Origin of the sequence: Nocardia nepalensis (genome assembly GCF_048910785.1) — a bacterium.
GTDB classification, from domain to species: Bacteria; Actinomycetota; Actinomycetes; order Mycobacteriales; family Mycobacteriaceae; genus Nocardia; species Nocardia nepalensis.
Genome location: NZ_JBKBET010000003.1, coordinates 42808 through 68494, shown reverse-complemented (window position 1 = coordinate 68494; position 25687 = coordinate 42808). Strand labels below are relative to the sequence as shown.

Below are 25687 nucleotides of genomic sequence, written 5' to 3'. Positions count from 1 at the left end.
GCCACGCGGTACCGACCAAGGAGCTATTCGATGCTGTCCTATTCCGCACTCCACCGATGCCGCACCAAGCGGCTGCGTCGCCCTCCTCGGCTGCGGTCGGTCCGGCTCGGCGATATGCGAGTCACCTACGTTCCCGACGGCGCGGTCCGGCTGCGCCCGCGCGGCTGGCTGCCCGAGACCACCGACACCGACTGGGCCACCCACGCCGACCACCTCGACCCGCACGGCAACCTGGTCGCGGGTATCGGCGGACTCCTGGTCGAGCACCGCGAGCGCCGACTACTGCTCGACGCGGGCGTCGGACCCACCTCGGTACCCGACGACCCTGCCAATCCGCTGACCGCAGCCCTGCACGGGGGCGCATTGCTCGACAACCTCACCCGCCTGGGCTGCGCTCCCGCCCAGCTCGACGCGGTGGCCGTCACCCACATGCACATCGACCACCTCGGCTGGGCCTTCCGTCCAGAGTTCGCCCGCACCCGGCTACTGATCGCCGACGCCGAGTGGGCATGGTGGAACACCCTGACCCCGCAACAGTTCGAGGAGATGCTCGAACGCATGGCGCCCTGGGCCAAGGGAAAGCTGCACCTGCCCGAACTGCTCGCCGCTCTGGCACCGCGCGTGGAAACCTTTGCCGCGGACCAGCAGATCGCCCCGAGCATCACCTCGGTCGCGATGGGCGGGCACACCGCCGGGCACACCGCGTTCGAACTCACCAGCGGCCGGCATCGGATGCTCGCCTTCGGCGACGCCATGCACTCACCGCTGCAGGTCCAGAATCCGCAGTGGCGCTGCGCCGCAGACCTCGACCCCGCCGGGGCCGTGCTGCACCGGCAACGACTGGTCGACACACTCGCCGCCTCCGGCGAGCTCGCCTTCGGAATCCATTTCGCCGACGTGCCATTCGGTCGAGTCCGTCGCCGTCGCGACGGCACCACCGCCTGGCAGCCGGTGGGCTGAGATCCAGAGCCCGCTATTCCGATTGCTGCACATCCCTTTCGAGCAGGCCCGGTCCGCCTTTGTGCCTGAAAGGGGCCACCTCCTATGGCAAGCACGGTTGCCAATATCTACGCGGCCATGCCGCGCGCTACCGGCTCGCTGCTGCGCGCACCGCTGGGCACCACCGGTCCGAGCAGCGCCACCAGCGATCTGGACTCCGCGTTCGTCGATCACGGCTACATCGGTGAAGACGGCTACACCCTCGCCGAGTCGCGTGACGTCGACAAGAAGAAAGCCTTCGGCGGCTCGACGGTCAAGATCCTGCAGACCGACTACACCCTCACAGTGCAGTTCGCGTTCCTCGAATCCATCAATGCGCTCGTCCTGCGCGCGGTGTACGGCGACGACAACGTCACCGTGACCGGTAACTCGATCGCGGTGCGGCACAACAAGCGTCAGCTGCCGCATTCGAGTTGGGTCATCGACACCCTCGACTCCGATGTCGCGCTGCGCCGGATCTGGATCCCCGACGGGCAGATCAGCACCGTCGACGACGTGCAGATCGTGCACACCGAAACCATCGCCTACACCGTCACCGTCGAATGCTTCGAAGACGCCGACGGCACCCCGCTGTATGAGTGGGTCCACAAGGGCCGCCCGCCCAGCCAATGGACCGTCACGCTCTCGGCCACCGCGGGCACCTTCCTGCTCTCGGTCGACGGAAAGCCCACCACCACTATCGCTTTCGACGCCACCAACGCGGCGGTGCGCTCGGCGCTCGCGGCGCTGGCCGGGGTCGGCACCGACGGCGTCACCGTGACCGGCCCGGCCGGAGGCCCCTACCAGATCACCCTCTCGGGCGGCGGCACCTTGACCGGCAACGGCACCGGACTCACCGGCACCGGCACCGGCACCAAGCTCACCGTCACCCGCGCCTGATCGACCGTGCGAACCCGCGCAGGCCGCCAGTGCGAAGCACCGATGGCCGGCGGGACACGAGACAGCTCCTACAGAACGGAAAGTCAGTGACCGATTCTGACCGCACCCGGCTGAACCGAGCCCAGTTCCTACGCCTGACAGGTGCAGCCGTCAGCGTCGCGGCAGTGAGCGGGCTGGTCGCCGCGTGCACGACACCGCCGCGACCACACCCACGAACCGAACGCGTCCTGCTCGACCGGGTCCGCGGTTACACCTGCACCGCCAGTGGAGTCCACCGGTTCTCCGGCTTGCTGATCGACGCGAACGGGCGAGTGGAAGCACTCGATCCCGCCGCGACGGCAGGCGCACGACGCATCGACGGACACGGCAGGGTGTGTCTGCCCGGCTTCCACGACGCCCACGCTCACCTATGGAGTTTCGGCGCTGCCGCGACCCAGATCGACCTCGCCGGGGTGCGGTCGATCGACGACGCACTCCAGATCATCGCCACCTACGCCCGCGAACACCGGGACCGGCCATGGCTGCTGGGGCGAGGATGGAACGACGTCGGCTGGGGCAGACTGCCGAGCGCGACCGTCCTCGACCAGGTGGTCACAGATCGTCCGGTCTGGCTGTTGCGTGTGGACAGCCATGCGGGAGTGGCCAATACGGCTGCGCTGCGGCTGGCCGGGATCACCGTCTCGACGCCGGATCCCGTCGGTGGGCAGATCATCCGCGATCACGACGGACGCCCCAACGGCGTGCTGGTCGACGCCGCCAAAAAGCTGATCGAACAACACATCCCGGCTCCGAGCCTGCTCGACTACGAAGATCAGCTGCTCGCCGCCCAGCACAGACTCAACGCAGTTGGGCTCACCTCGATCAGCGAGGCGTCCACCGCTCCCGATCAGATCGCGCCGCTCTTCGACCTCGCCAGCACCGGACGAATGACGTTGCGTATCAACGCATTCCTCAATTGGGATGCATTCACCAGATTCGGCAAACACGCCCGAACCGACTCGGTCGCCGATGACATGCTGCGAGTCCGCACGGTCAAATTGCTCGCAGACGGTGCCCTCGGCTCCCACGGGGCGGCGCTGATCGACCCATACACCGACCGGCCCACAAGCCGGGGACTGCCGCAGTTCGAGCCCGCCGAACTAACTTCTCGCGTTCGCCAGATCGTGGACGCGGGCTACCAGAGCGCGATCCACGCCATCGGGGACCACGCCAACCGCATGGCCCTCGACGCCTACACCGACGTGCTGGCTTCGGCGCGAGGACCACGATTGCGGCACCGAATTGAGCACGCGCAGGTCCTCTCGCTCTCGGACCTGCCGCGTTCGGCGCAGCTGGGTCTGATCGCCTCGATGCAGCCCAGCCATGCCACCGACGACATGGGCATGGCCGAGGCCCGCCTCGGCGCAGCACGTCTCTCCGGCGCCTACGCATGGCGGTCGCTACTCGATCAGGGAACGATCATCGCGGCGGGCAGCGACTTCCCGGTGTCCTCGCACAATCCATGGGATGGCATCCACGCCGCTGTGACCCGCACCGACCGCGACGGGCAGCCCGCGGGCGGCTGGCACCGCGAGCAGGCGATGACCGTCGCCGAAGCCTTGCGCGCCTACACCCTCGACGCCGCCTACGCCGCTCACCAAGACCGCGTCCTGGGATCGCTCACCCCCGGCAAGCACGCCGACTTCGTGCTCACCGATTCCGACCCGTTCTCGCCGCAGAAACCGCTGTGGCAGACCGAAATACTCCAAACCTGGGTTGGCGGCCGACGCATCGGCGAATACGGCCAACTCTGAGATCGGCGACCCCTGCACCCCCCAAGCCTCATTCCCATCAACAAAACTCGCTGCAGGCGCTGCCCGCCCCGAGAAGGTCGGGGCGCACCCGCCAGCCTGTGGCTCCCCGATCCCGTCCGGCGAGGTTCATTCATCCTCTGGACCGGGCCTGCCCTCGCCGGGCGGGCACCGAAAGGCCCAGTCCACCAATCGAAACCGAAGGAAGGTCCGGTCCACCGTGATGGAGAAGTTCACATACACGAGCGCGGGTGGCAAGACGATCTCGCTACCGAAGATGGAGAACATCCCCTTCGGGCTGATCCGCAAGCTGCGCAAGGAAACCGACACCGAGCAGTTCTTCGCACTCATCGAAGGCGTCGCCGCCGCAAAGGATCTCGCGGTGATCGACGCGATGACCCAAGCCCAGGTGCGTGAGCTGATGAACGCCTGGCAGAAAGACTCCGGTATCGAGCTGGGGGAATCCTCGGACTCCTGAGCCTGGTCGAACAGCACCAGGACGCGGTGGAAGCCGACCTCATCCGCACCGGTGTCCGGCTGCGCGACGTCGGCTCGGAGTCCTTCACCTGGCACGACCTGCTCGTGCTGGTCCGCCAGTCCCCACGCGAGTCCTCGCTCATGGCCGTCATGCACCCCGAAGTCACCCGATGGGGACAAGGCGAGCTCCTGCTCGCCGAGCTGATCGACCTCGCGAGCTTGCTGCTGTGGGCCAAGACCAAAGACGGCGCGAAAAACCGCAACCGGCCCCGCCCCTACCCACGCCCCGGCGTCGAGGACCCCGGCTCCCGCCGCGTCAACGGACATGCGGTCCCGATGAACGAAGTCCGAGACCGACTGCACGCCATACGAACCCAGAGCCAGGGGAGGTGATCAGGTCATGACCACCGCCGGAGTGAACCTGGCCACCGGCTATGTGTCACTGGTCCCGGAGACCTCCAAAGTCGCCCCCGGAGTCGAGGGCGCATTCGTCCAAGCCCAAGGCAGCGCCGACAAGGCCGGACGCTCGCTCGGCTCCCGGTTCGCCTCGGGCTTCGGCGCGGTGTTCAAAACCGCGGTCACCGCCGGAGGGATCGGCGCGGCCCTGTTCGGCGGCACCGCACTCAAGTCCGGCTTGGACCGGCTGACCACGATCCAGAACGCCACCACCTCGCTGACCACCATCATGGGCGACGCCACCCAGGCCGGGCAGTTGATGGACCAGATCAAGAAGACGGTCAACGGGACACCGTTCAACCTGGACCAGTTTGCCACCGTCGGCAAAAACCTTGTGGCGATGAACGTTCCGGCGGCCAAAGTCCCCGGATATCTGACCGCGATCGGCGAGGCCGCCGCCGCGTCCGGCAAGGGCGCCGACGGCGTCGAGCAGGTCTCGGCAGCATTCGGGAAGATGGCCGCCACCGGCAAGGTGTCGCTGGATCAGGTGTGGTCGGTCGCCGAAGCCGGTGTCCCCGCGCTGGCGATCCTGGCCAACGGGTTCGGTGTCACCACCGCCCAGATGCAGAAGATGATCTCCAAGGGCGCGGTGCCCGCCGACAAGGCGATGGACATCCTCGCCAAGGGAATCATGGAAGGCTCCGACGGAGCCGCCGGAGCGACGAAAGCCTACGCGGGCACCATGGCCGGGCTGCGCCAAACCCTCTCCGGCGCCTCCGGCGGCTTCAAGGCCGCGATGGCGCGCTTCGGAGCCGGAATCCTCGCTCCCTGGCTACCGGTCGCCACCACCACCCTGACCGGGCTCGCCGGGGGACTGGACACCCTCACCCCGAAGATCCAGGCGTTCTCCCAGCGGCTGGCCGACTCCCAAGCGGTCGAGAAGTTCACCGGTTGGATGACCAACCTGCCCGCGACGATCGAACGAGTCACCAATTCGATCGGCGAATTCGACTTTTCGAAGCTCACCACCGGATTCACCACGGTCACCGACTCGCTGACCAAGATCGGCGAAGCCGGTGGGGCAGGCAAGGACAGCGGGTTCCTGTCCAGCCTCACCTCCGGGCTGGCCGGCCTGGGCGGCGCGCTGGGCAACCTCGGCGTCGACACCATCACCGTGCTCACCGCCGCCCTCGGTTCGATGAGCGACATCCTCGGCGTTCTGGCCGACCACACCGGCCTTGTCACCCCACTGCTGATCGGGCTGGCCGCCGCCTACGCCGCCTCGCAAACCGCGCAGACCGCCTACCAGATCGCCAAAGTCGTTCAGACACCGGCGATGTTCGCCCAGATCGTCGTACAGCGACAGCTCACCGGCGCGCTGGCTCAGCACACCGCCGCGCTGACGGCCAATACCGCCGCCACCGGCGTCAACACCGGAGTGCAGAACACCCAGACCGCGACCACACTGCGCGCGAAAGTCGCGGCGCTGGCCTCGGCGGCGGCCTCACGCGTCGCCGCCGCCGCACAGTGCCTGTGGAACGCGGCGCTCTCGGGCAACCCGATCGTGCTGATCATCGCCGCGATCGCCGCCCTGGTCGCCGGGCTGGTGTGGTTCTTCACCCAGACCGACACCGGCCGCGCGATCTGGGAAACCGTTTGGGGCGCAATACAATCCGCGATCGCCGTCGCCTGGTCGTATATCAAACCGATCTGGGACGGATTCCTCGACGCGCTGGGCTGGGTCGGAGACAAGCTGCTGTGGCTCTGGTCGGAAGTCGTCTCACCTGTGTTCGGGTTCATCGGCTCGCTGATCGGCACGTGGTGGTCGGGAGTGCAGGTCTACTTCGCCGCCTGGAAGACCGCGCTCGGCGCGGCCGGAGACGTTGTCTCCTGGTGGTGGTCCTCGGTGGTCTCACCGGTATTCGGGTTCATCGGCTCTTTGATCTCGGCCTGGTGGTCGACCGTGCAAGTCGTCTTCGCCGGATGGAAGGCCGCCCTCGGCGCGGCCGGAGACGTCGTGTCCTGGCTCTGGTCTTCGGTGGTCTCACCGGTGTTCGGGTTCATCGGCGACCTGATCTCCTCGATCTGGACCGGCACCATACAACCCGCCTGGACGGCGTTCACCACCGCCATCGACGTGCTGGGAACCGTGTTCTCCGCGATGTGGACCGAACACATCAAGCCAGCCTGGGAAGGATTCCAGGCCGGATTCCAAACCGGCTGGGAGCTGATCAAATCCGCGATCGATACCGGCAAGAAATGGTTCGAGGATCTCCGCGACACCGTCGAACGTGTCGTCGGCAAGATCGCCGAATACTGGGACCGGGTCAAAGGCATCGTCGGCAAGGTCACCGACGTAGCGGGCCGAATCGGCACGGCGGTCACCAGCGTCATCCCTGGGCTCGCCGCAGGCGGATCGGTCGCCGGGCCCGGTGGCCCGACCTCCGACAGCGTCGTCGCGCGCCTGTCCGCGGGCGAGCATGTAGTCACCGCCCGCGAGGTCTCCGCCGTCGGAGGCCAACCCGCGATGTATCGGCTGCGCGCGGCGATGCGCTCGGGCGCACTACGGTTCGCCGCCGGAGGCGCGGTCCCGCGCGGCATCCGCGACGCGCTGGCCGCCGCGCGTGCGGTCAGCGGAAATCCCTACGACTGGGGCGGATTCGGCCCCGACCGCTTCGACTGCAGCGGGTTCATCGGGTTCCTCCAACGCGTCGCGATGGGCATGGCCGACCCGGCGGTACGCCTCTACACCACCCTCGACCTGCTGGCGGGACGGCTCGCGGGCCTGAAGGTCGGCTTCGGCCCGGCCGGCACTTTGTTCCAGGTCGGCGCGAATGCCGACCACATGGCCGCCACCATCAACGGCCAACCCGCCGAAGCCGGTGGCTCCCACGGCACCTCACGCTTGGGATCACCAGCGGTCGGCGCATCCGACCCCCAGTTCACCCATGCTTTCCACCTGCCGAACGAGCTGATCGCTGGCTGGGCCGAAGGAGCCAGCAGCACCGGCACGACGGGGAAGAACGGCAAGAAGAAGGAATGGACCGACGCCGACCAGACGAACCTGGAGTCGGCGCAGGTCTCGGTCGAACAGGCCAAGCAGCGCCGCGACAAGGTCTACGCCGACGAGGACAAGTCCGACGCCGATCGCCGCCAAGCCGACCTGGCCGTGGAGAAGGCCGAGCAGAAGGTCCTCGGGCTGCAGCAGCGCAAGGACGACGCCGCGTCCGGGAAAGCGGATGGACCCGCACCGCAGGCTCCGGCACTGGAGCGCAAGTTCAGCGAGGACGAGCTGGCCCGTATCGACGCCCAAGCGGCCGTCGATTCGGCCAACACCCGCCGCAACGAGGTCTACGCCGATCCCGAGGCCAGCGCAGGCGATCGGCTCAAGGCCGATGCCGAGCTCTCACGGGCACAGAGCAAGCTCGACGAGCTGGGCAACTCCGACAGCAAGATCCAAGGCCGGGTCCGAGACTTCGTCACCGACGCCGCCGGGATCGCCTTCGACGCCTTCCTACAACAGTTGCCGTTCGGGCTCGGCGAAACCCGCTGGTGGACCATCGATTACGCGCCGCTGATCGCTGCCGGGCAGAGCGCCGCGCAGAAGGCGAGCGAGGCGATCGGGCCACTGCCGTCGTTCTCTCCGGAGGCGATCGCCGCCCAGCTCGGCTACACCCCGGTCGCGGGCCAACCGCCCCCTGAGTGGTGGGACAAGCTGCGGCCCCGAGTCTTCGACAGTGGCGGCTGGCTGATGCCCGGCGAAACCGCCATCAACCTCTCGCGCCGTCCGGAGCCGGTGCTGTCTAGTCCAGGCCAGCTGCAGGCGTTCATGGGCGGATTCGCCGCCGAGCCCGCACTGGATGCCAGCGTCCGCATCGAGAACCTCACCACCGGGATGAGCGCGGCGGAGTTCCGCCGTGAATGGGCGCTGATGCAACTCGACCAGCGTCAGCGCGCCAAGACCTGGCAGGGCCGATGATCACACCACCGCCCGACACCCGCATCGTCATCGAGGGACCAGGCGCGCAACGGTTCACCGTCGCCGGGCCGGGCATGGGCGATCACGGAGTGGTGTTGGCCGATACCGACTCCGGCACCGAATTCGACGCGATGTTCGAGACCGCGACCACCACGATCTGGAACGCCACCGCCTACCAGATCGGCGCAGACTTCGGCGGCCTGCGCGAGGAGAAGTTCGACTTCTCCCTCGCCTTCCATGTTCTCGGCACACCGCAGCTGCCGTGGCGCAACGCCGATTCGGCCTTCCGGCAAGCCTTTTCGTTCCGCCGCGACTCACTGGTCCGCGTCCAGATCGGCGACACCGCGCGCCGCCTGCCGGTGCGCCTCGGCGCCAAACCGCGGGTCAAGATCGTCGGCGACCCGAACGCCCACGACTACGGCCTGGTCCTCGTGCCACTGATCGGGGCATACCCCCGCTGGCTCGAAGACGACGCCACCTCCAGCTTCATCACCACCACCGACACCACCAGCGGCGGTGTTGAGACCGGGTGGGTCACCGTCGCCAACCCGCTGCCTATCGACTACGAGATCTGGCCGCGCTGGGTTTTCCAGGGCACCGCCGGGATCGTGTGGACGATCCCGGACTTCTCCTGGGGCAGCGACGAATTCGACCGCGCCGAGATCGACGCCGACCGCAAGATCGTCATGCCGCCGCTGCTGGCCGGTGAGCACATCGTCATCGACACCGACCGGATGGCGCGCAACGGCCAAGCCAATTCGAGCTTGGACACCGAGTTCTACGCGCGCATGGGCGGCAAGCGGTTCGTCTACCCGCTGCCCGGGCGCACTCCCGCGACGCGGATCCCGGTGTCGGTGACCGGAGCGCCGATCGGTGCCGGAATCCAAGTGCGCTGCCCGCGGCCGTGGCCGCGTCCTTGGGGTGGACTGGATTGAGCGCGACCGTCGAAACCATCGATTTCGATAAGGTTTTCGACGACATCGTCGCGCGCCTCAAGCGCGAGACCGATCGCCGGATCCGGCCTCCTCTGATGCGGATCTGGGACGGCAACTGGGTCTTGCGCGGGGAGATCCACAACGAGATCTCGGCGAAGTTCTCCGCGATCGAAAACGACACCGGCATAGGCACTGTCGAGCTGCCCGCGACCTATTACCTCGCGCGGTGGATGACCAACCACGACGCCCGAACCACCAAGAACATCTTCATCACCGTCGACCGCGACGGGGCGCGGTGGAGCGGCATGCTCGACGACCTCGAGCAGGACCGCGACGAGCACGGTCAGCGCATCATCCGGGCGACGTTCAAGCACGACACCGAGCATTTACGCCACATCCTCGCCTACTGTAACCCGTTCACCCCACCGGAATTTCAGTTCCCCAAGACCTGGGCGTGCGTATCGGGGGAGACCCTCGTGCAGGTCTGCGAGGGCGATCAGATCGTCGAACGCCCGATCCGGGGGCTCGCCGGGCGCCCGTGCCAGGTCGTGGTCGACGGGCGCATCCACCACTCGCCGACCGGGTCGTGGAGCAACGGCATCAAGCCGGTCTATCGGCTCACCACCGCCACCGGCAAGAGCATCGAACTCACCGGCGACCACAAGGTCCTCACCCCCGACGGATTTATACCCGCCGAAGACATCGGCGTCGGCGGCTGGGTCATGGCCGACCACCAGGTCCCCGAACAGGTCACCGCCTTCGAATCCATCGGCAAGACAGAGGTTTTCGACATCGCGGTCGCCGATGTGCATCGTTTCGTGGCCAACGGGATCACCGTCCACAACTGCTTCGGGCCCGCCCGGTGGAGTTTGCTGCTGACCCTGTTCCTGAACCTGCTCCGGCTCGAAGGACGACTGTGGACACTTCCGGCGGGTGATCCGCTGGACCCGCGCTCGTGGCTGAACCTTGACACCTCGACCTGGTCACAGGTAGTCAAACCGCTCTCGATCCTCGATGACCGCTCCCAGTTCGCGGTCGTGCACAGCCGCTTCAAGACCATGTACGAGGTCAGCGCGCGCATCGTCGCCGACGCGCAACTGACCTGGGCGCCACGACGCTGGCTCACCGGCGATCCGCCACCGTGGCCCGGAGCCCGCGTGCGCCACGGCACACTCGTATGGGACCTCGTCGATTCCTCGGGCTGGGACACCGAAACCTCCTTCGCCGGAAACCTTTTCGACGGGCTGGTGCGTGCGGTCACCCGCATTGGCTCCGACGGCATGGTCGAAACCGTCGAGGAAATCAAGGATCCGACTTTCCCCGAGGAATACTCCCGACCGGGCTGGAAGGGAACCGTCCCGCGAGCACCAGGCATCATCCTGCGCGACGGCGACCGAACCGGTGTGGTGTCCAACAACTTTCACTGGAAACCCGCCACCGACGTCGGCTTCGTCACGGGAGGGCACAGCGCACCTGGCGTGAACGAGATGCTGGGGGCGGCGGTGAACCTCCTGGGCGATCTCGTATCGCTGTCCTTGCTGCTACCCCCTCTAGGGGGCACGGCCTCAGAAATCCTGAAACCGCTGTTCACCGATGTTTTCGGGGCGTTCCAGAAGCGCGGCGACCCGGTCCGTGAACGCACGCTCGGCTGGTCGAAATATCACGAAATCTTCTGTGCCGGAGCAGATCGCGCCTACACCCTCAATGCTCTCATCGCCTTGCGAACCGGCCGGTGGCGGACCCGCGAGCAGACCACCCACACGGTCAAGGTCCTCGACGGCTACGACAACCTGCGCATCGGCCAGAACGGGCACGGCAACGCCTGGCTGGGCACACGCATCGGCACCACGGTGCGCGACTGGGGAAAACCGGGACGGGTCTATGTCGACCGGATCACCGAAATCGTCCTGGCCTGGGACCGCACCACCACTCCGGCCTGGGACATCACCGTCGGCGCACGAGAGCCCGACGACCCACTGCTGAAAGGCTTGGAAATGCTCGATGAACTCGCCGGCCTCGCCCGAGATCTGGGAGTGCTGTGAACACGCTCTGGCGTATCGAAGACATCGACCCCGACGACCCAGAGCAAAGATTTCTGCCTGCGCTGCAATGCATTCCGATCATCGGACGTACTCCGATCGTGTTCGTCGAACCGCTGGCCCGCGCCATCTCCAAACACCTCACCGAGGCCGGATGCCCGCCGATGGATCCGGCGTTGGCGACCAAGAAGTTCCAGCGTCCGTATCGCGGCGAGCAGCACTCACTCAACGGCGCGGGCCAGTGGGTCGACATCGACGTCTCCGATCCTGAACCGGTCGTCATCCAGGACCCGGCGACGATGACCGTCCGCGAACGCGAAGCCCAGGTCGAGCGGCTGCGCTATCTCGGCTACCGGATCAACGAACCCGAACCCGAGACGCCGACCGCCCATGTCATCGACACCCTCGACACCCCACCCCGATTCGACCCGAGCGCGCACTCGGTCACCGAAGTCAACGCCTACCTACGCGAACTCGACGACCCCATCGAACACCGCCGCGTCATCCACGCCGAACGAAACAACAAGGCCCGCAACGGAATCCTGAAGAGGTTCGGATGAACAGATACTGGCCGCTCGAACGCGGCCACAAAGTCACCTCCTACTTCGGTCCCCGCGAAGGCGGCTGGCACTGGGGCGTCGATTTCGGCTGGCCCGGTGGCAGCGCCGGACGACCCGTCTACGCCATGGCGAGCGGGCGAGTCGACCGCGCCGGATCCGCGAGCGGATTCGGGCACTGGGTGTGCCTGGACCACGACAGCGCCAACGGCGGCGGCTACACCGTCTACGGACACGTAGTCCCCGAAGTCGCTATCGGCCAGCGCGTCGAAGCCGGTCAACGCATCGCCCACATCGACCCGGACCCCGACACCAACGGCGGCGTGCCCCCACACGTCCATGTCGAAGTCCACGAATTCCTCTGGGTGCCACCAGGTCCGGGACGGCTCGAACCCCTGCTGTGGCTAGGCGCGGCCACCTACCCGAACGAAAGGCCAACCATGTCAACACTGTTCGGCATCGACGTATCCAACCATCAACGGGACTTCGACTTCGGCGCGGCACGGCGCGAAGGCTTCGCCTTCGCAACCCACAAGATCTCCGAAGGCACCTGGCGCGATCCATGCTGGCCGCTGGCCCGCGACGAAATGAACATCCACTTCCCCGACACCTGGGGCGGCTACGTGTTCTGCAAGGTCGGTACCGACCCCGACCGCGAGGCCGACACCGCCCTCGCGCACTCCGGGGGCGCCTGCCGCCTGCAAATCGACTACGAAGACCTTGACGCCGACGGCAGCATCGACGACCTCTGGGCACGGATCACCGCACTCACCGCCCGCGGCTTCGAGCTGCTACCCATCTACCTCCCGCGCTGGTACTGGTCCTCACGCATGGGCTCGCCATCGCTGACCGGCCTGCCGGTCGGGATCTGGAACAGCCACTACGTGACCGGCGACGGCTACGCCGCCGATCTCTACCCCGGCGACGCCCACCGCGGCTGGGAGCCGATGGGCGGCCAGCGCATCGACATCCTCCAGTTCTCCTCCACCGCTCGCGTCGCCGGACAACTCATCGACGTCAACGCCATACGCGGGGGCGAACCTGCCCTCGACGCCCTCTTCGGAAAGGACCTAGACATGACCCCCGACCAGGAACGCAAGCTCGACGAAATCCACCGCGAACTCACCCAGCTCTACCCCTCCCGCTCGCACTACCGCAACTCCGACGAGCCCGTCGACACGATGGCCGGATACCTGCTCAACGTCGACGGCCGCGTCCACGAATCCTCGATCGACCTACCCGCCGCGCTGGAACAGCTGCAGCAGAGCATCGACGACCTACCCGGCAAAATCGCCACTGCACTACGGGAGATCAAGCCGTGACCGCCCGCCCGCCGAGGCTTCCCGAGCCCGCGCTGGTGCGCTCGGTGTTGGTCACGATCACCGCGATCGCTGCCTATGCGGTCAACCGTGAGATCGACAGCACGTGGATCGAACCCGTCCTGACTCTCTACACGCTGCTCGCGCCAGCGATCGCGGGTCTACTGATCCGGCCTGCGGTCACCGCTAATCGCGCGGTGAGCACACGATCACGACAGCCCGACGGCCCGCCGCCGGAAGATCCGCAGCCCCAGTAGCGCAACTAGGCGATGACCGCCTCCGTGCGCAGCGGCATTGAAAGCTGGATCAGAAGAACTCGTCGTCTGGTGATGTGGAGTCGTTGTGTTCCTCGACGAAGCGCAATGTGCTGTCCCACCAGCTTTCCCATCGGCTGCCGTGGGAGAGCGCCAGAATCACCGACCCCGGCCGAAGGCGATCACTCGTCACGCCTTTCAGTGCGACCGCTTCGATGAAGGCGATTTCCGTGGCTGCGGTGAGGACCCCCTGCTGATCTGCGTCGCGCCATGCGCGCAAAGCGTCGATCGGCGAGAATTCGGCCAAGGCCACAGCTGGGGGTCTCAGGACGTTGAGGACGATCGGCAGCACATCCAGGAACAGGTTGTCGAGATCCTTGCCCGTGTCCGTCTCCAAGTAGAACAGTGTCAGGCCGACCGATGGAAGCAACGGTGTCATCCATCGCCTTCGGGCAACGAGGTCGGCGAGCGCGGACGTCGTGCTCTCGACGAAGTTCGCGGACTGGCCGGCCGCCTGCGGTAGCGGTCCGAGGCCGACGGCAAGCCCGTAGTCGAGCAGCGTGTGCAACGCGTCGCCGGTCGTCTGCCACGCCCAACGGTCGCGGCGCTGCTCAACGGCGTACGCGAGCACAACCTGTGACGAAAATTGGTCCGTCGCAGCAAGGTTCGTCATCTGGTAGCGCATGCGCTGCCGGACTTCGTCGCGGAGAGTGAACTCGGCGATCGTGTCCGGGTCGGTGGTAATGGCTGACCACCACCCAGGCTCATAATCGTCGTCGATATCGAGATCGCCGTGACGATCCAGTTCCCAGTTCGCATACTCGACACCCCAGCGGGTGCCGAAGTCGTGCATGCGGCATATCCCTGCTCGCACCTGAGCAACGGTCTGCGCGGTCACCGAGATCAGCGGCTGGTCGTCGGCAGTGTGACGGTGGGCGAAGAGCATTTTCACCTGCCGGTCGTCGTTGTAGACGATCGGAGGTCCCTTCATACCGCCGAGCTCGTCCAGCAGGTACTTGCAGAGCTTGTCGATCCGCGGGCTGTTCGGGTTCGTCGTCCGAAAAGCTATGTCCAGAGCCAGATCAGCGCGCGGTCGTGGCCACCGCGCACCGTAGTCGCCATCGAGGCGATGCCACGTGGCAGCGCCTTCGAGCAACAGCTCGCGGAGCTCTCGTGAAGCCGCTTTACCCTTCGCGGACTTCGACCTCGGCTCCTTGATGATGCCGAGCCGCAGCGCGGACACGAACCGCCGCAGGTCCTTCTGCCGCAATCCTGCCTCGCTCTTCCAGTAGGAGCCGTCGTCCATCGCTCCATGCGAGCACGACATCACACCTCGGATCAAGCCGTTTCACGCCCTCGCGCGCCACCCACGGAGGAGCCGCCAGCCGGTCCTTCCGGAGGTCGTATCCACGCGCTCCGTAGGCGCCAGCTCGGAGGTGAGATGACTACTCCCCGTCAGCCCGCGCCGGACGGGTCGTTCGTGCTGGGCAGTGTTTTCGGCCAGGACATCAACGAGGACTCCGCCAGAGCGGTGCTCAAAGAGTCGACGCTGGCGGTGTTCACCCGCTACCAGCAGCGGCTGCACAACCAGGTCGTCAACGTCATCAACGACCACTCCCAGTCGATCACAGAGCTGCGCCAAGCCTACGAACAACTCACCCTGCACGGGCGCACGATCGTGTTCCCCGGCAATGCGTCCTACACGCCCAGCAAAGGCATCGTCTTCGTCGACGTCATCCTCCTCGGCGGCGGAGCCGGAGGCGCGGCCGGCCGCTGGGACATCCTCGGGGCGAATCGCAAAACCGGAGGCGGCGGCGGAGGCGGAGGGGAAGTCCACTACAGCATCCCCGCCTCCCTCCTCCCGGTCGACCGCGACGGCAACTTCCGACCTATCGCCATCGTCATCGGACGCGGCGGAGGCGGCGGCACCGGCGACGCCCAACCTGGAAACGGCGGCGGCGACACCAAATTCGGTGACTTCCTCACCGCTGGCGGCGGTGTCGGCGGGCAAGCCGACGCCGAAATCGGCGGCACCGGAGGCCCCGGCGGGGTCGGCATGGTGCGCGGCGGCGACGGCGGCAAAGGCGCGGCCTCGGCTACCTACCCGGCAGCCGCGGGCGGTAACTCGTACTCGCCCTACTCACTCAACGGAGGCGGAGGGGGCGGCGGTGGAGGCGCGGGCATCGCCGGGCCGGGAATGTCAGGCGGCCAAGGCGGAATCTCCCTCGGTGGACTGCCCGGACAAAACGGCCAACCGCCGTCGAGCGTGGTCACCACCGGCGGCGGTGGAGGTGGCGGTGCACCCAGCACAACCACCAGCGGCGGCCACGGAGCTGCCCCCTCCGGTGGTGGCGGTGGAGGTGGCGCCGGAATGACCCCGCCCCGAGGCAACGGCGGCAACGGCGGGTCCGGCGTGCTGTATGTCATCGAGCGATTCAGCTGATGCGCACGGTCTTTCGGCTCTACTCGACCAACGACACCTGGCACAAACCGCCCGAGTTGGAATCGGTCGAAATCATCGACCGGGCCGGGGGAGGCGGCGGCAACGCCACCAACGGCGGAGGCGGCGGTGCCGCCGTGCACCCCCGCCGCATCCGCGCCAGCCAGCTACCCGACTCCGTCGTCATCATCGTCGGCCCCGGCGGCGACGTCGGGCTCGACGGTGGCCACACCGCATTCGGTGACCTCATCACCGCCCCGCCAGGACTCGGTGCCGACCACGGTGGCACCGGCGGGCGCTCGAACATGCGTGGCGGAAACGGCGGCGGCCCAAACCAACCCGGCGAATCGGTGAGCTCCGGCGTCGTCGCCCTGCTTGCCGGGGGCGGTGGCGGCGCGGGATCAGGATCGACCGGCGGCGCATCCGGACTCGTGCCCGCGGGCACGAGTTACCCAATGCTGTGGCAGGCCGGTCAATCCGGCGGCGGCGGCCACGCTGGGCAACCCGGCGGGTTCCCCGCCGGGGGCGGCGGCGCGGGCGCGCCCGGCGCGGCAGGGCTACTCACCCTCATCGAATACCTCTTCGAGCCTATGCCACCCAAACCCTGACTCCAACCCTCTGCATACCGGCCTATTTCAAGACACTAATCCCGAGAAGGAGGTAACCCATGGCGTACGCCGTGCTTCACGTCGAGGACCTCGGCGGGTACATCGGACCCGCCCGCTGCTACAAACTTGACCCGCCCGTCCGCCTCGGCGACACCGACCACGAATACGTCTCCGTATGGGTCCAGCCACGGCTACCACACCAGCAGGCCGAAGTCGGAGTCGTTGCCGCCACCTCCACCGGTGCGTGCGCCACCTGGTCGATGCTGCGCCAACCCGGAAGCTTTGTCCTGCACGGCGATCCCGACACCGACGACTACCTCGACGGCTGCTACACCATGGCACTCGGCTTGCTCGGCTACCAACTCAGCGACACGCCCTCCGCCGCCTAACCGCACACCACGCACCACGACGAGCCCGGCTACGGCCGGGGCTCGTCTTTCGTTGTCTCGCAGGCACTCAGTCTTCGGCCGTGTGTTGATAACCCTCTACCATCTGGCGCGCCCGCACCCAATCCTCAGGCCGTAAATCCCCTATCCCCACCATGTTCTGGTCGGAGGCGATTCGCATCGCGGCCGCGATCACCTCCACCGGCGGTACCAGCTCCACCGGTAGTTCGGTGTGAACCAGGCCGGGGGTGGCGATCGGTAGGTCCGCCGCGACCTCCACCCAGGTGTGGTTGGTGAACAACACCTGCACCCGACCGGGTCGCAGCGCGTCCGGCACGACCGACGACACCCGGCGGTCATCGGGCCAGCGGTCGCACGGCCGCAGGTCTCGCGCTGGTGTCGCCGGTGTCGGCCACGGGAAGGGTTCTGTGAAGGTGTAATCCAATGACCATGTGTCCATGCACTTCGGGCACACGGTGAATTGATGCTCGCATTCGGACGTGTCGGTGACAATCGGAATTCGTACCGATTCAATGTGCGAGGTCCACTCCATGGAATCAACGGGTCTGCTCGCGCACTCGAGTGTTGCGCCTACAGTTAAAGTTTGTTCGGCCATTGACCGTCCTTTCGGTTACGCGAAATGCGTACACGGAACGTAGCTCTGACCGTTTCGATATTGGAACCCGCAAATAGAGTCAAAATCGAGTCTTAATTCTGTTGCGGCACAACGTGATCGACGAGTGCTTGCGATGACCTCGGCGGGTAGATCCATGGCGCGGACCGAGTCCGGTATCGAAGCATCGGCTTGGTCGTCAGGTGGTTGCATGAGTGATACGCAATCTCTGGATCAGTGTTATCTTGCATGGATAAGCGACCGTCCACAACACCAAGGTCAGGTCCATGATTGTCCAACCATTGCGCCAGCAGCAGATACCCGATGTGATTTCGCTGATGGCGCTCGGCGGTCCATACATCACCGCACGAACCTCTTCCGACTACTGGCTGTATGCGACGTTGTTCTCCTCGACTTGTCTGGTGGCTGTTGTCGACAGCCAGTTGGTTGGTGTGGTTATCGGCTTCCGAAGCCAGGACGACTCGAACGAGCTTTACATCCAGGACGTGATGGTTCATCCGAACTATCAACGTCAGGGGGTCGTTCGAAGGTTGCTGAACGAGCTGCTCGGCCGGGCGAAGGTGATGGATTGTCGCCGTGTGTATCTGACCTCGGATCCGGGCAACCGCGCCGCCCATGAAGCCTGGATCGCGCTCGGATTCCGGAACGTCAGCGGCGATGGCGTCGTGGACGGGATCTCAGTCATCACCGACTTCAAAGGCCAGGGAAAGACGAGAGCCATCTACGAGTACTCGCCGACCTCAGCTGCCATGTCCGACAGAGTCGTTCGGGAGAAGGTCTTGTGCTACATCGTTCGTGACGGCAAGCTGCTGGTCTTCCGCCATACCGACTACTCCTGGGAAGAGGTCGGCGTGCAAGTACCCGCAGGCAGTATCCGCGCCGGAGAGACCCCAGAAGACGCAGCACTTCGTGAGGCCCGAGAGGAGACAGGGCTCAGCGACTTCTCGATCCGAAGCAAGCTCGGCGAAGCCGAATATGACATCAGCCCTTACCGTTTGGAGATTCAGCACCGCCACTTCTTCGAACTCGAACTGCATGAGCAGGCGCCGGAGCGGTGGACGAGCCAAGAAGACCACGATGGCCAAGGCGAGCCGACGAAGTTCGAGTGCTTCTGGATACCGCTGAGATCTGCGCATATCCTCCAGTCCGGACAGGGCGCGCTACTCGGTCGACTTATCTGCTGAGTTGATCTGGACTGGGCGTGGTTTCGGGGTTGACAACCAAATGCTGCGTGTCGTTATGGGTTTTCAGCATCCAACGCAGCCCTGCCGTCGGTCGGGTCCACGAAATCGGCTGCTCTTCCCATACCGTCAGGCTGGCGTGGTGGGACGCGACTGCGACTGTGGATCTGGTCTCGATTGGCAGCTGGAAGAAGAAGTGGAATGTAGTGTCGATGGTTTCGCCGTGGCCAGCGATCATAATGCGTTCGCCCGGGTGCCGGGCAAGGATCTCGCCGATCGCGATGCTGGATCGGTGGATGTATTGCTGCCAAGTCTCTCCGCCCATGGCCAGCGGCCGATCTGCGGCGAGTGCCGGGATGTCTCCGTATTCGGCAACGACCTCCCGCCAGGGTTGGCCATCGCCGTTGCCGTGGTCTTGCTCGGTGAGGTCCGGTATAGCCACCGCGTCCAAGCCTAGGTACGCGCCGAGGATTGCCGCGCTTTCGCGGGCGCGGCGTAAGGGAGTCGTGTAGAGGACGTGGATCGGTCGTTCGTGGTGCTGCTGGCTGAGGCGTGCTGCTAGCCGTTCGATTTGGCGGCGGCCTCGATCGGTGAGGCCACGGCAGCCCCTGGGGCCGCCGATGATTCCGTCGCGGTTGCAGCGCGCCTCGCCATGGCGGGCGATGAGCAGTTCAGTGGGCATCACGGATCGGTTCATGTGGCTCGCTTAGTGCGGGCGATGACGGTGTCGTACAGGCGCAGGCAATTCGCCGCGTGTTGGAGGCCAGTGAATTGAGTTGCGCGTCGGTTCGCATTGCGCCGCAGGGTATTTCGGTATTGCGGGTCTGATACAAGCTGGTCTATTGAGAGGGCGAAGGCGTCAGGGTCGTTTGCGGTGACGACTTGCCCGGCGTCGCCGATCAATTCGGCCATGTTGGCGACCTCGGTGGCCAGTATCGGCACGCCATGAGCCAGGTAGTCGGCAATCGCCCCGCTGCCCTGGAATGTGGGTACGGACCGATACGGAAACACCGCGAAGTCGGATGCTTGAACGAGCGCTTTGCGGTGTTGGGGGTACAAGTACGCTGCAACGACGTCGAGGTGGGCGCGCCCATGCTTGACACCACTTTCGGCCTCTTGGGTAAGGTCGGCTCCTGCCTCAATCGGACTGTCCCAGAACGGTCCAGCGATGATGACGTGGCTCGGGTTCTTGGTTTTCTGGCAGGCTGCGATGAGACCAGCGGTGTGCTTCCATGGTGCGGCGTAGCCGTAGAGGCTGGCCAAGGGGCCGTGGTCAACGGTCAATACCGACCGCAGCGGGCCGGGGTTTGCAAGGGTCCGCGCAGGAATGGTGCTGGGCAGCCAGGCCACGGTTGTAGCGACGTCTACGTTGTGTTTCCGGGCCAGTTGCGTGCGTCCGTACTCGCCGAAGAAGACGAGCCCGTCCATTCTGTGGATGGAACTCTCGACGGCTGAACGAAGTTCGGGGTCGGGCACGTGGTCGGCGAAGAGCGTCCAGTCCAGGCTGTGAACGTGGTAGACGGTGGGAGGAGTGTGGGCACCCAGCCACAGCGCGGCGATGACCTGCTCGACCTCAAGGTTGCCGTAGTGGACGCTGAGGAGGTCATAGGCGTTGAGGTCTACAGCAGAGAGAAGTTCTTCGGCGGCTTCAATGATGCGGTCGACGGGCCAGAACGTCGACGTCGTCTGATCGTAGGGAACGCTGGGTGCGCCTAGTCGATCGACGCGGACTCCAAGTCGCCGAAGTCCTTCGGCGAGAACGTCCAGGTAGGGCGGGAGGCTGCCTGCGCCGCCAGTGGGGCCGATCATGAGGACACGCATGGGCTAGCTCGCGTCGATCAGTTGCCGATAGTGGGCGAGGGTGACCTCGGCGTTGATAGTCCAGTCGAAGTGGTCGGGCAGATCGCCGGCCGGAGCCGTCGGTCCGCGGAGTATATCGGCGAGGTGGTCGGCATCGCGGTAGGTCAAACCGCCGCCTGCCGCCAGGAGCTCGGGCGCGGTGCCTAGTTGTTCGGGCATCAATGCCGGTGTGCCACAAGCGATTGCCTCAGCAAGTGCCAGGCCGAAACCTTCCCAGCGTGAGGTCGACAGTATCCAATCCGCGCTGCGATAGAGGTGGGGTAGGTCAGAGTCGCTGAGATCGTGCAGCACCGTGATCTGTTCTGAAGCGTTTGTGATGGGGCAGAGTGGGTGCGAATGCCCGAGCAACGCGGTGATGACCGCGACGTCCTTGAGACGAACTGCGAGGTGTTCGAGGAGGTCCCAGCCCTTCATCGGGGTGATCTTGCCGACCCAGATAAGTCGGGTACGCCCGTGAGGGTCGGTGGTAAAGGGCGGCACCAGCTCCCCTGCCTGTAATAGTTCCGCAATGGGTACTGGATTGTTTAGTTCTCCTGCCGCGTCGAGCGTCACCCGCAGACCGCTGGCTGGCTGACAATGTGGGCCTGGCCGGAAGCGGGCACGATCGATACCGTTGTACACCACAGCTGGAGTTCGGATCCCATAGGCTTCCGCGAGATCGGTTGCCGCCCAATGGCTAACAGCGACCGTCCTGTCGGCCATGTGGACGAGTTGATGCTCGTCGGCAGCGAGCTCCTGGGCGCCGAGAGTTGTGGCGCTGAACTCGCCTCGTACCAGGACGGGGGAGCGCCGTTCAACGGGCTCGGCGAGATAGGTGAGGGCCTCTGCTTCCCATGTGGAGCACTCGACGATGTCAGGTTCGAGCTGGCGCAACAGTTTTGCCACCGATGCACGGTGTGCTCGAAGGTCCTCGGTCCGCGGCAGGGTCTCGATACCTACCCCCGGATCGGCGGATACAGGGTGAGGTGTCTGCTGGGTGATCATCGTTACCCTGTGCCCCCGCGCGGCCATTTGTGTTGCGAGTGAGCGATATACGGTGCAGATTCCACCCCTGGTGATCTGATGGAGATCGCGGTGGACCATGGCGATGTGCATCTAAGTCTCCGAGGTGGTGTGCCGATGGAGTCGATCGCGGGCCTGGGCCCAGGCGGTCTCGATGAGCGGGAGCCGTGCGTCGCGCATCGGTCCTGCCAGCAACTCGTGATGTATACGGAGTTCTCGGGTCAGCACGGCGGCTAAGTTGACGATGAATGGAGCAGCGCTCCCCGACGCGGCGACGGCGGTATCGATGTGTTCTTTCAGAGCTGGAGTGTGAGCGCCGAGCTGGGTGTGCAGCATGGCCAGATCGAAGCCTGGCAAGAACAGTCCCGTGAACTCCCAGTCGAGAAGCGTCGCGTCGTTGCCGTCGTCGAGAAGGAAGTTGCTTGCAATCGGGTCGCCGTGGTTGATCTGAATGGGCGGGCCCGTTTGGGCGAGTAGTTGTTGAAGAGCAACGAGATCGGTGTCGGTGAGCCATCCCTGGGCGTGGTAGCGCCGGAAGCGGTCCTGATAGTCGAAGACGATCTCGAACCCTCCGGCCGCGGGCTGCCACTGATTGAAGCTTTCGACGCAGCGCAGAACGGCGTCGGTCTCGGCACCGGTGAGTGGTCGCTGAGGGTAGCGATCGTCATCGAGACGTCGCCCTTCAAGCCACTCCAAGACGAGCAGTCGGCTGTTGTCGGTGTAGAGCAGCTTCGGGACACGCAACGGCGGGGGCGTTGCCGTGAAGGCCTGATACACACCCAGCTCGTGGCGCCACTTCGCAGCCCAGAACGGGTCTGGGTCGACCAGGCACTTGATCGCGACACGCTCACCCGACAACTCGCCAACGGCAAGCATGGTCTTGTCGGTGCGATGCAGCATCTTGGTGAGTTGCAGCCCGATATCGTCTGCGATAGCGGCGATCTCAGGGGGCAGGTCAGATATAGACACCATCGGTTATCCCGTCATCGAATCAATGATGCGATCAGCGAGCCCGCCCTCGGGACGGTCACCATGCCAAACTTCGGCGATCTGGTCCATACAGCGTTGGAAATAGTCTCCTCGAAGCTGCTTTCCTTCAGCGAGAGTGGTCAGCCCATTGCAATACATGACGGTGATGTAGAGACGGAACCGCTGGGAGATCGCGGTGGTCGCAGGCCATCGCCGCCAGATGTGCTGGGCTAGCCGGCTGAAGCCAGCGAGAGCGGAAGACTCGGCGGCGGCGGTAGCACACATACCGCTATGGCCAGGAATCTGGTGATAGACCACGGTGGGTTGTGGCACATGGTGGAACCGGTATTTGTAGCGGCGGGTCAGATGCAGCCACATGTCCCAGTCCTCCAGCGCCGATAGGCCGGGATCGAAACGCGCCTCTCTTGGGGGCATCCGCAGGACCGGTGCGTGGACCGGGATGAAATTGGCCACCGAGAGCAGGTCGTGATCGAAGGGGTAGGAGGCGTACTGCGAGCTGAACGATGGCTGTTGCGGATCAACTCGCGTAGTACTCAATCCGCAGACGCCGTAGGCTGCATCCACCTTCTCACAGTCAATTGTGGTCAGCATTGTCGAGATGTGGTTCGGCAGGTACACATCATCGTCATCGAGCAGAGCCAGGAATTCGCCTCGGGCAGCATCGATTCCGGCATTGCGGGCGCGCGACAGTCCACTATTCGTTGCCAGATCGATCAACCGGATCGGTTGTCCGTGTTCGCTCGCCTTAGCGATCGCCGAACTGACATCGATACCTCCGTCGTTGACGACGATCACCTCGATCGTGCCGGGCACGTCGCGTTGTTGTTGAACGCTGGAGATCGCGAGTCCCACGACGTCGGGACGGTTGAAGGTTGGGATGACGACGCTCACCAATGGACTCATGATGGCGAGCCCCTCAATCCGGCATGTTCCAGGAGTTCGCGCGGATCGCCTCGATGGTTCCAACCGATTACCGTCGCTCGGCCGGCGAATGCCTCGACCAGTCGGCGCGCGTCGTCCCAGTACTCGATCTCGTCGCGTTCATGTCGTGGGAGATGGCGCTGGTTGAGCCGGGGATCGAACATCCAGTCCGTGCGCACGTGAGGCATGAGCGCCTCGACGGCGTCCTCGATCGGCACTTCGCGGACTGAACCGCGGGTGTAATTTCCGAGCGCTACCAGCACTGGACGTCCGGCGTGGGTGTCTGTGAGGTCAACCGCGATCGGGCTCTGTTGCCCGAGGCGGCGAAAGGTATAGAGCACTCGGCGGTCCAACCCGTACAACTGTTCGCGGGGCACCCGGCGATGTGCGTCGATGTCTAGCCCTTCTGTATCCCACGGCTCGGGCAGGTACTTCTCAAGGTCGAGGTACGTACCGATTTTGAGCGGGATCGGGGTGGGCAAGGAGGTCAGGGTCAGGTTCGACATGCTGGGATTACCGCCGTCGCAGGCATGGACGATCAGGTGATCGTTCGACAGGTACCGCATGCCGTGCAACAGTGCGGCCTTAAGGGCCAGGGTGGTTTTGCCGCTGCCCTTGTCGCCAACTACTACGAGAACCCTGTTGTCATCGACGACAGCCGAGGCATGCAGCATCACGTAACGACGCTGTTCGCAGTAGTCGACCATCACCTCCCGCACTACCTTGCGGGTGGTGATCGCCAAGTTCGCCAGATCGAGACCCCACAGCCAAATCTGCTGGACCTCAGGCTGCGCTGCGTACCCAACACCCCACTCGTTCGTGGCTACGGTGGGGGCAGGTTCGCCGAGGAGCGCGTGAACTGTCCAATCGGCAGAAACCTGGCTGCTTGACCCTGCACTGGTGACATAGAAATCGCTAAGATGGTCGATTACGAAGTCGTGGTTGGTCACGACAGCTGTTGATGTCGGGCCGAGCTGGCAGATAACAGTCGACGGGTTCATGCCGTTGCCCTCACCGCAGCTTGTGCTTCCTGTACGACGTGGTCGATCCCTGTCGCGAGCTCGACAGTTGGTTGCCAGCCGAGGGTTTCCCACGCTCGGCTGATATCGAAGACCATGCGGCGGGCCTCACCCGGCACGGCTGGAATCGCCGCCGGTGCCACGACTGAGCTCGTAGCGGCGCATACCGCGTCGTGTACCTGCGTGATGGACGTTTCGATGCCCGACGCGATATTCAGCAGCCCTATCCCGCTACGAGTGCACGCCAGCGCAACAGCGTCCGCGACATCGCTGACGTACACGAAGTCACGGGTCTGTTGACCATCTCCGGATATCGAGGCAGGGACTCCCGCCACGATGTCGTTGGCTATCTGGGGAATTACCCCGCAGCGAGGTCCAGATTGTCGGGGCCCGTACACATTTCCCAGGGCCAGCGCGGTCGCTGCAAGATTGTGGTGGCGTTGGTACCAGTTCACGTAATCCAGGGCGGCGGCCTTGCTCATCCCGTATGGCGAGGTCGGTGCGATTGCTGTCTGTTCGGTCACCGGGAGCTGTGACGGATCGACCTGGCCGTAAATCGCGGCGCTCGCGGCGAATACGAACAGGCCGACCCCACCGCGGACACATGCTTCCAGGACATTCACCGTCCCGCGAATATTGATGTCCGCGTCGGTGACCGGCGAGCGCACAGCGGCCGGAAGGCTTGCTTGTGCGGCCAGATGTACGACTACGTCTGGCCGCCACTCCCTGATGGCCTGCGCGCATTGTTCACTGCGCACGTCGACAATGCGGATGTTGTCTTCATCGAGTCCGAGCGCTTGAACATCAGCCAGCTTGCCGAGACTGCCGCTGGAAAGGTCGTCGATGATTGTCACGTCGACACCGGCTCGTATGAGTCTGGTGGCGACGTGGCTGCCGATGAATCCTGCTCCACCGGTAACGGTGATGCGCGAGCCGACCAGCGAGGCCAGTGGGCCGAGTCCGGGGCCGCGATGTGTGTTATTCAACGGAATTATCTCCCTTCCCTAATCTCAGTGGCGCCC

General features: G+C 65.2%; 24 protein-coding genes. 15 read left to right on the top strand and 9 right to left on the bottom strand.

The annotated features are described in order from the left end of the window. Nucleotides 1–30 precede the first annotated feature (30 nt). The 11 genes from ACHQ4I_RS00875 (at nt 31) to ACHQ4I_RS00825 (ending at nt 13627) form a co-directional block, all read left to right on the top strand. The gene (locus ACHQ4I_RS00875; RefSeq protein WP_420769704.1) at nt 31–960 is read left to right on the top strand and encodes an MBL fold metallo-hydrolase; all 930 of its coding nucleotides are present in this window, start codon (nt 31–33) and stop codon (nt 958–960) included. 84 nt (nt 961–1044) lie between these two features. Then, nucleotides 1045–1878, top strand: a complete 834-nt coding sequence (locus ACHQ4I_RS00870; RefSeq protein ID WP_420769703.1) for a phage tail tube protein — start codon at nt 1045–1047, stop codon at nt 1876–1878. 86 nt (nt 1879–1964) lie between these two features. Next, nucleotides 1965–3671 carry an amidohydrolase gene (locus ACHQ4I_RS00865; RefSeq protein WP_420769702.1) on the top strand — a complete coding sequence of 569 codons (1707 nt, stop codon included), beginning with the start codon at nt 1965–1967 and terminating at the stop codon, nt 3669–3671. 220 nt (nt 3672–3891) lie between these two features. Continuing rightward, nucleotides 3892–4146, top strand: coding sequence for a hypothetical protein (locus tag ACHQ4I_RS00860; RefSeq protein ID WP_420769701.1), 255 nt, complete (start codon nt 3892–3894; stop codon nt 4144–4146). Nucleotides 4147–4172: 26 nt separating this feature from the next. Beyond that, nucleotides 4173–4538, top strand: coding sequence for a DUF5361 domain-containing protein (locus ACHQ4I_RS00855; protein ID WP_420769700.1), 366 nt, complete (start codon nt 4173–4175; stop codon nt 4536–4538). Between the two features lie 7 nt (nt 4539–4545). Next, nucleotides 4546–8520 carry a tape measure protein gene (locus ACHQ4I_RS00850; RefSeq protein WP_420769699.1) on the top strand — a complete coding sequence of 1325 codons (3975 nt, stop codon included), beginning with the start codon at nt 4546–4548 and terminating at the stop codon, nt 8518–8520. Continuing rightward, on the top strand, nt 8517–9455 hold the full coding sequence (locus ACHQ4I_RS00845) for a phage tail protein (protein WP_420769698.1): 939 nt from the start codon (nt 8517–8519) through the stop codon (nt 9453–9455). The genes ACHQ4I_RS00850 and ACHQ4I_RS00845 overlap by 4 nt, the downstream gene beginning before the upstream one ends. Next, complete coding sequence (locus tag ACHQ4I_RS00840; protein ID WP_420769697.1) at nt 9452–11497, top strand: Gp37-like protein; 2046 nt, start codon at nt 9452–9454, stop codon at nt 11495–11497. The genes ACHQ4I_RS00845 and ACHQ4I_RS00840 overlap by 4 nt, the downstream gene beginning before the upstream one ends. Then, on the top strand, nt 11494–12054 hold the full coding sequence (locus ACHQ4I_RS00835) for a phage gene 29 protein family protein (RefSeq protein WP_420769696.1): 561 nt from the start codon (nt 11494–11496) through the stop codon (nt 12052–12054). Before ACHQ4I_RS00840 ends, ACHQ4I_RS00835 begins: the two co-directional genes overlap by 4 nt. After that, nucleotides 12051–13373, top strand: a complete 1323-nt coding sequence (locus tag ACHQ4I_RS00830) for a peptidoglycan DD-metalloendopeptidase family protein (RefSeq protein WP_420769695.1) — start codon at nt 12051–12053, stop codon at nt 13371–13373. The genes ACHQ4I_RS00835 and ACHQ4I_RS00830 overlap by 4 nt, the downstream gene beginning before the upstream one ends. Further along, entirely contained in the window at nt 13370–13627 is a 258-nt protein-coding gene (locus ACHQ4I_RS00825) for a hypothetical protein (protein ID WP_420769694.1), read from the top strand. The genes ACHQ4I_RS00830 and ACHQ4I_RS00825 overlap by 4 nt, the downstream gene beginning before the upstream one ends. A 49-nt stretch (nt 13628–13676) precedes the next feature. On the opposite strand, the gene ACHQ4I_RS00820 is transcribed toward ACHQ4I_RS00825, so the two are convergent. After that, on the bottom strand, nt 13677–14930 hold the full coding sequence (locus ACHQ4I_RS00820; RefSeq protein WP_420769693.1) for a RusA family crossover junction endodeoxyribonuclease: 1254 nt from the start codon (nt 14928–14930) through the stop codon (nt 13677–13679). A 135-nt stretch (nt 14931–15065) separates the two neighbouring features. Here ACHQ4I_RS00820 and ACHQ4I_RS00815 point away from each other — a divergent pair, with 135 nt between their 5' ends. Genes ACHQ4I_RS00815 through ACHQ4I_RS00805 form a run of 3 tightly spaced genes read left to right on the top strand, consistent with a single transcriptional unit; the run spans nt 15066 to nt 17061 of the window. Then, the gene (locus ACHQ4I_RS00815) at nt 15066–16067 is read left to right on the top strand and encodes a glycine-rich domain-containing protein (RefSeq protein WP_420769692.1); all 1002 of its coding nucleotides are present in this window, start codon (nt 15066–15068) and stop codon (nt 16065–16067) included. Then, nucleotides 16067–16672, top strand: a complete 606-nt coding sequence (locus tag ACHQ4I_RS00810; protein ID WP_420769691.1) for a hypothetical protein — start codon at nt 16067–16069, stop codon at nt 16670–16672. Before ACHQ4I_RS00815 ends, ACHQ4I_RS00810 begins: the two co-directional genes overlap by 1 nt. 59 nt (nt 16673–16731) lie before the next feature. Further along, the gene (locus ACHQ4I_RS00805) at nt 16732–17061 is read left to right on the top strand and encodes a hypothetical protein (protein WP_420769690.1); all 330 of its coding nucleotides are present in this window, start codon (nt 16732–16734) and stop codon (nt 17059–17061) included. A 67-nt stretch (nt 17062–17128) separates the two neighbouring features. Here ACHQ4I_RS00805 and ACHQ4I_RS00800 read toward each other — a convergent pair whose 3' ends face one another. Continuing rightward, on the bottom strand, nt 17129–17518 hold the full coding sequence (locus ACHQ4I_RS00800) for a hypothetical protein (protein ID WP_420769689.1): 390 nt from the start codon (nt 17516–17518) through the stop codon (nt 17129–17131). Between the two features lie 440 nt (nt 17519–17958). Here ACHQ4I_RS00800 and ACHQ4I_RS00795 point away from each other — a divergent pair, with 440 nt between their 5' ends. After that, the gene (locus ACHQ4I_RS00795; RefSeq protein WP_420769688.1) at nt 17959–18876 is read left to right on the top strand and encodes a GNAT family N-acetyltransferase; all 918 of its coding nucleotides are present in this window, start codon (nt 17959–17961) and stop codon (nt 18874–18876) included. On the opposite strand, the gene ACHQ4I_RS00790 is transcribed toward ACHQ4I_RS00795, so the two are convergent. The 7 genes from ACHQ4I_RS00790 to ACHQ4I_RS00760 all read right to left on the bottom strand — a co-directional run bounded on the left by ACHQ4I_RS00790 (nt 18866) and on the right by ACHQ4I_RS00760 (nt 25651). Continuing rightward, nucleotides 18866–19570, bottom strand: coding sequence for a histidine phosphatase family protein (locus tag ACHQ4I_RS00790; RefSeq protein ID WP_420769687.1), 705 nt, complete (start codon nt 19568–19570; stop codon nt 18866–18868). The genes ACHQ4I_RS00795 and ACHQ4I_RS00790 overlap by 11 nt on opposite strands. Continuing rightward, nucleotides 19567–20682, bottom strand: coding sequence for a glycosyltransferase family 4 protein (locus ACHQ4I_RS00785; protein WP_420769686.1), 1116 nt, complete (start codon nt 20680–20682; stop codon nt 19567–19569). Before ACHQ4I_RS00785 ends, ACHQ4I_RS00790 begins: the two co-directional genes overlap by 4 nt. Nucleotides 20683–20697: 15 nt before the next feature. Continuing rightward, nucleotides 20698–21816: a glycosyltransferase family 4 protein gene (locus tag ACHQ4I_RS00780; RefSeq protein ID WP_420770153.1), complete on the bottom strand. Its 1119-nt coding sequence runs from the start codon at nt 21814–21816 to the stop codon at nt 20698–20700. A 12-nt stretch (nt 21817–21828) separates the two neighbouring features. Continuing rightward, a complete protein-coding gene (locus ACHQ4I_RS00775) occupies nt 21829–22635 on the bottom strand; it encodes a phosphotransferase family protein (RefSeq protein WP_420769685.1) in 807 nt (268 codons plus the stop codon). Nucleotides 22636–22710: 75 nt separating this feature from the next. Beyond that, on the bottom strand, nt 22711–23628 hold the full coding sequence (locus ACHQ4I_RS00770) for a glycosyltransferase family 2 protein (protein WP_420769684.1): 918 nt from the start codon (nt 23626–23628) through the stop codon (nt 22711–22713). Next, nucleotides 23625–24647: a DEAD/DEAH box helicase family protein gene (locus ACHQ4I_RS00765; RefSeq protein ID WP_420769683.1), complete on the bottom strand. Its 1023-nt coding sequence runs from the start codon at nt 24645–24647 to the stop codon at nt 23625–23627. The genes ACHQ4I_RS00770 and ACHQ4I_RS00765 overlap by 4 nt, the downstream gene beginning before the upstream one ends. Then, nucleotides 24644–25651: an NAD-dependent epimerase/dehydratase family protein gene (locus ACHQ4I_RS00760; RefSeq protein WP_420769682.1), complete on the bottom strand. Its 1008-nt coding sequence runs from the start codon at nt 25649–25651 to the stop codon at nt 24644–24646. The genes ACHQ4I_RS00765 and ACHQ4I_RS00760 overlap by 4 nt, the downstream gene beginning before the upstream one ends. Nucleotides 25652–25687 lie beyond the last annotated feature (36 nt).

What these genes read in the sequence shown, in the direction of transcription:
- ACHQ4I_RS00875 (WP_420769704.1), top strand. Translation starts at nt 31, where the DNA reads ATGCTGTCCTATTCCGCACTCCACCGATGCCGCACCAAGCGGCTGCGT.
- ACHQ4I_RS00870 (WP_420769703.1), top strand. Translation starts at nt 1,045, where the DNA reads ATGGCAAGCACGGTTGCCAATATCTACGCGGCCATGCCGCGCGCTACC.
- ACHQ4I_RS00860 (WP_420769701.1), top strand. Translation starts at nt 3,892, where the DNA reads ATGGAGAAGTTCACATACACGAGCGCGGGTGGCAAGACGATCTCGCTA.
- ACHQ4I_RS00850 (WP_420769699.1), top strand. Translation starts at nt 4,546, where the DNA reads ATGACCACCGCCGGAGTGAACCTGGCCACCGGCTATGTGTCACTGGTC.
- ACHQ4I_RS00845 (WP_420769698.1), top strand. Translation starts at nt 8,517, where the DNA reads ATGATCACACCACCGCCCGACACCCGCATCGTCATCGAGGGACCAGGC.
- ACHQ4I_RS00830 (WP_420769695.1), top strand. Translation starts at nt 12,051, where the DNA reads ATGAACAGATACTGGCCGCTCGAACGCGGCCACAAAGTCACCTCCTAC.
- ACHQ4I_RS00820 (WP_420769693.1), bottom strand. Translation starts at nt 14,930, where the DNA reads ATGGACGACGGCTCCTACTGGAAGAGCGAGGCAGGATTGCGGCAGAAG.
- ACHQ4I_RS00815 (WP_420769692.1), top strand. Translation starts at nt 15,066, where the DNA reads ATGACTACTCCCCGTCAGCCCGCGCCGGACGGGTCGTTCGTGCTGGGC.
- ACHQ4I_RS00810 (WP_420769691.1), top strand. Translation starts at nt 16,067, where the DNA reads ATGCGCACGGTCTTTCGGCTCTACTCGACCAACGACACCTGGCACAAA.
- ACHQ4I_RS00805 (WP_420769690.1), top strand. Translation starts at nt 16,732, where the DNA reads ATGGCGTACGCCGTGCTTCACGTCGAGGACCTCGGCGGGTACATCGGA.
- ACHQ4I_RS00800 (WP_420769689.1), bottom strand. Translation starts at nt 17,518, where the DNA reads ATGGACACATGGTCATTGGATTACACCTTCACAGAACCCTTCCCGTGG.
- ACHQ4I_RS00795 (WP_420769688.1), top strand. Translation starts at nt 17,959, where the DNA reads ATGATTGTCCAACCATTGCGCCAGCAGCAGATACCCGATGTGATTTCG.
- ACHQ4I_RS00790 (WP_420769687.1), bottom strand. Translation starts at nt 19,570, where the DNA reads ATGAACCGATCCGTGATGCCCACTGAACTGCTCATCGCCCGCCATGGC.
- ACHQ4I_RS00785 (WP_420769686.1), bottom strand. Translation starts at nt 20,682, where the DNA reads ATGATCGGCCCCACTGGCGGCGCAGGCAGCCTCCCGCCCTACCTGGAC.
- ACHQ4I_RS00780 (WP_420770153.1), bottom strand. Translation starts at nt 21,816, where the DNA reads ATGGTCCACCGCGATCTCCATCAGATCACCAGGGGTGGAATCTGCACC.
- ACHQ4I_RS00775 (WP_420769685.1), bottom strand. Translation starts at nt 22,635, where the DNA reads ATGCTGCATCGCACCGACAAGACCATGCTTGCCGTTGGCGAGTTGTCG.
- ACHQ4I_RS00770 (WP_420769684.1), bottom strand. Translation starts at nt 23,628, where the DNA reads ATGAGTCCATTGGTGAGCGTCGTCATCCCAACCTTCAACCGTCCCGAC.
- ACHQ4I_RS00765 (WP_420769683.1), bottom strand. Translation starts at nt 24,647, where the DNA reads ATGAACCCGTCGACTGTTATCTGCCAGCTCGGCCCGACATCAACAGCT.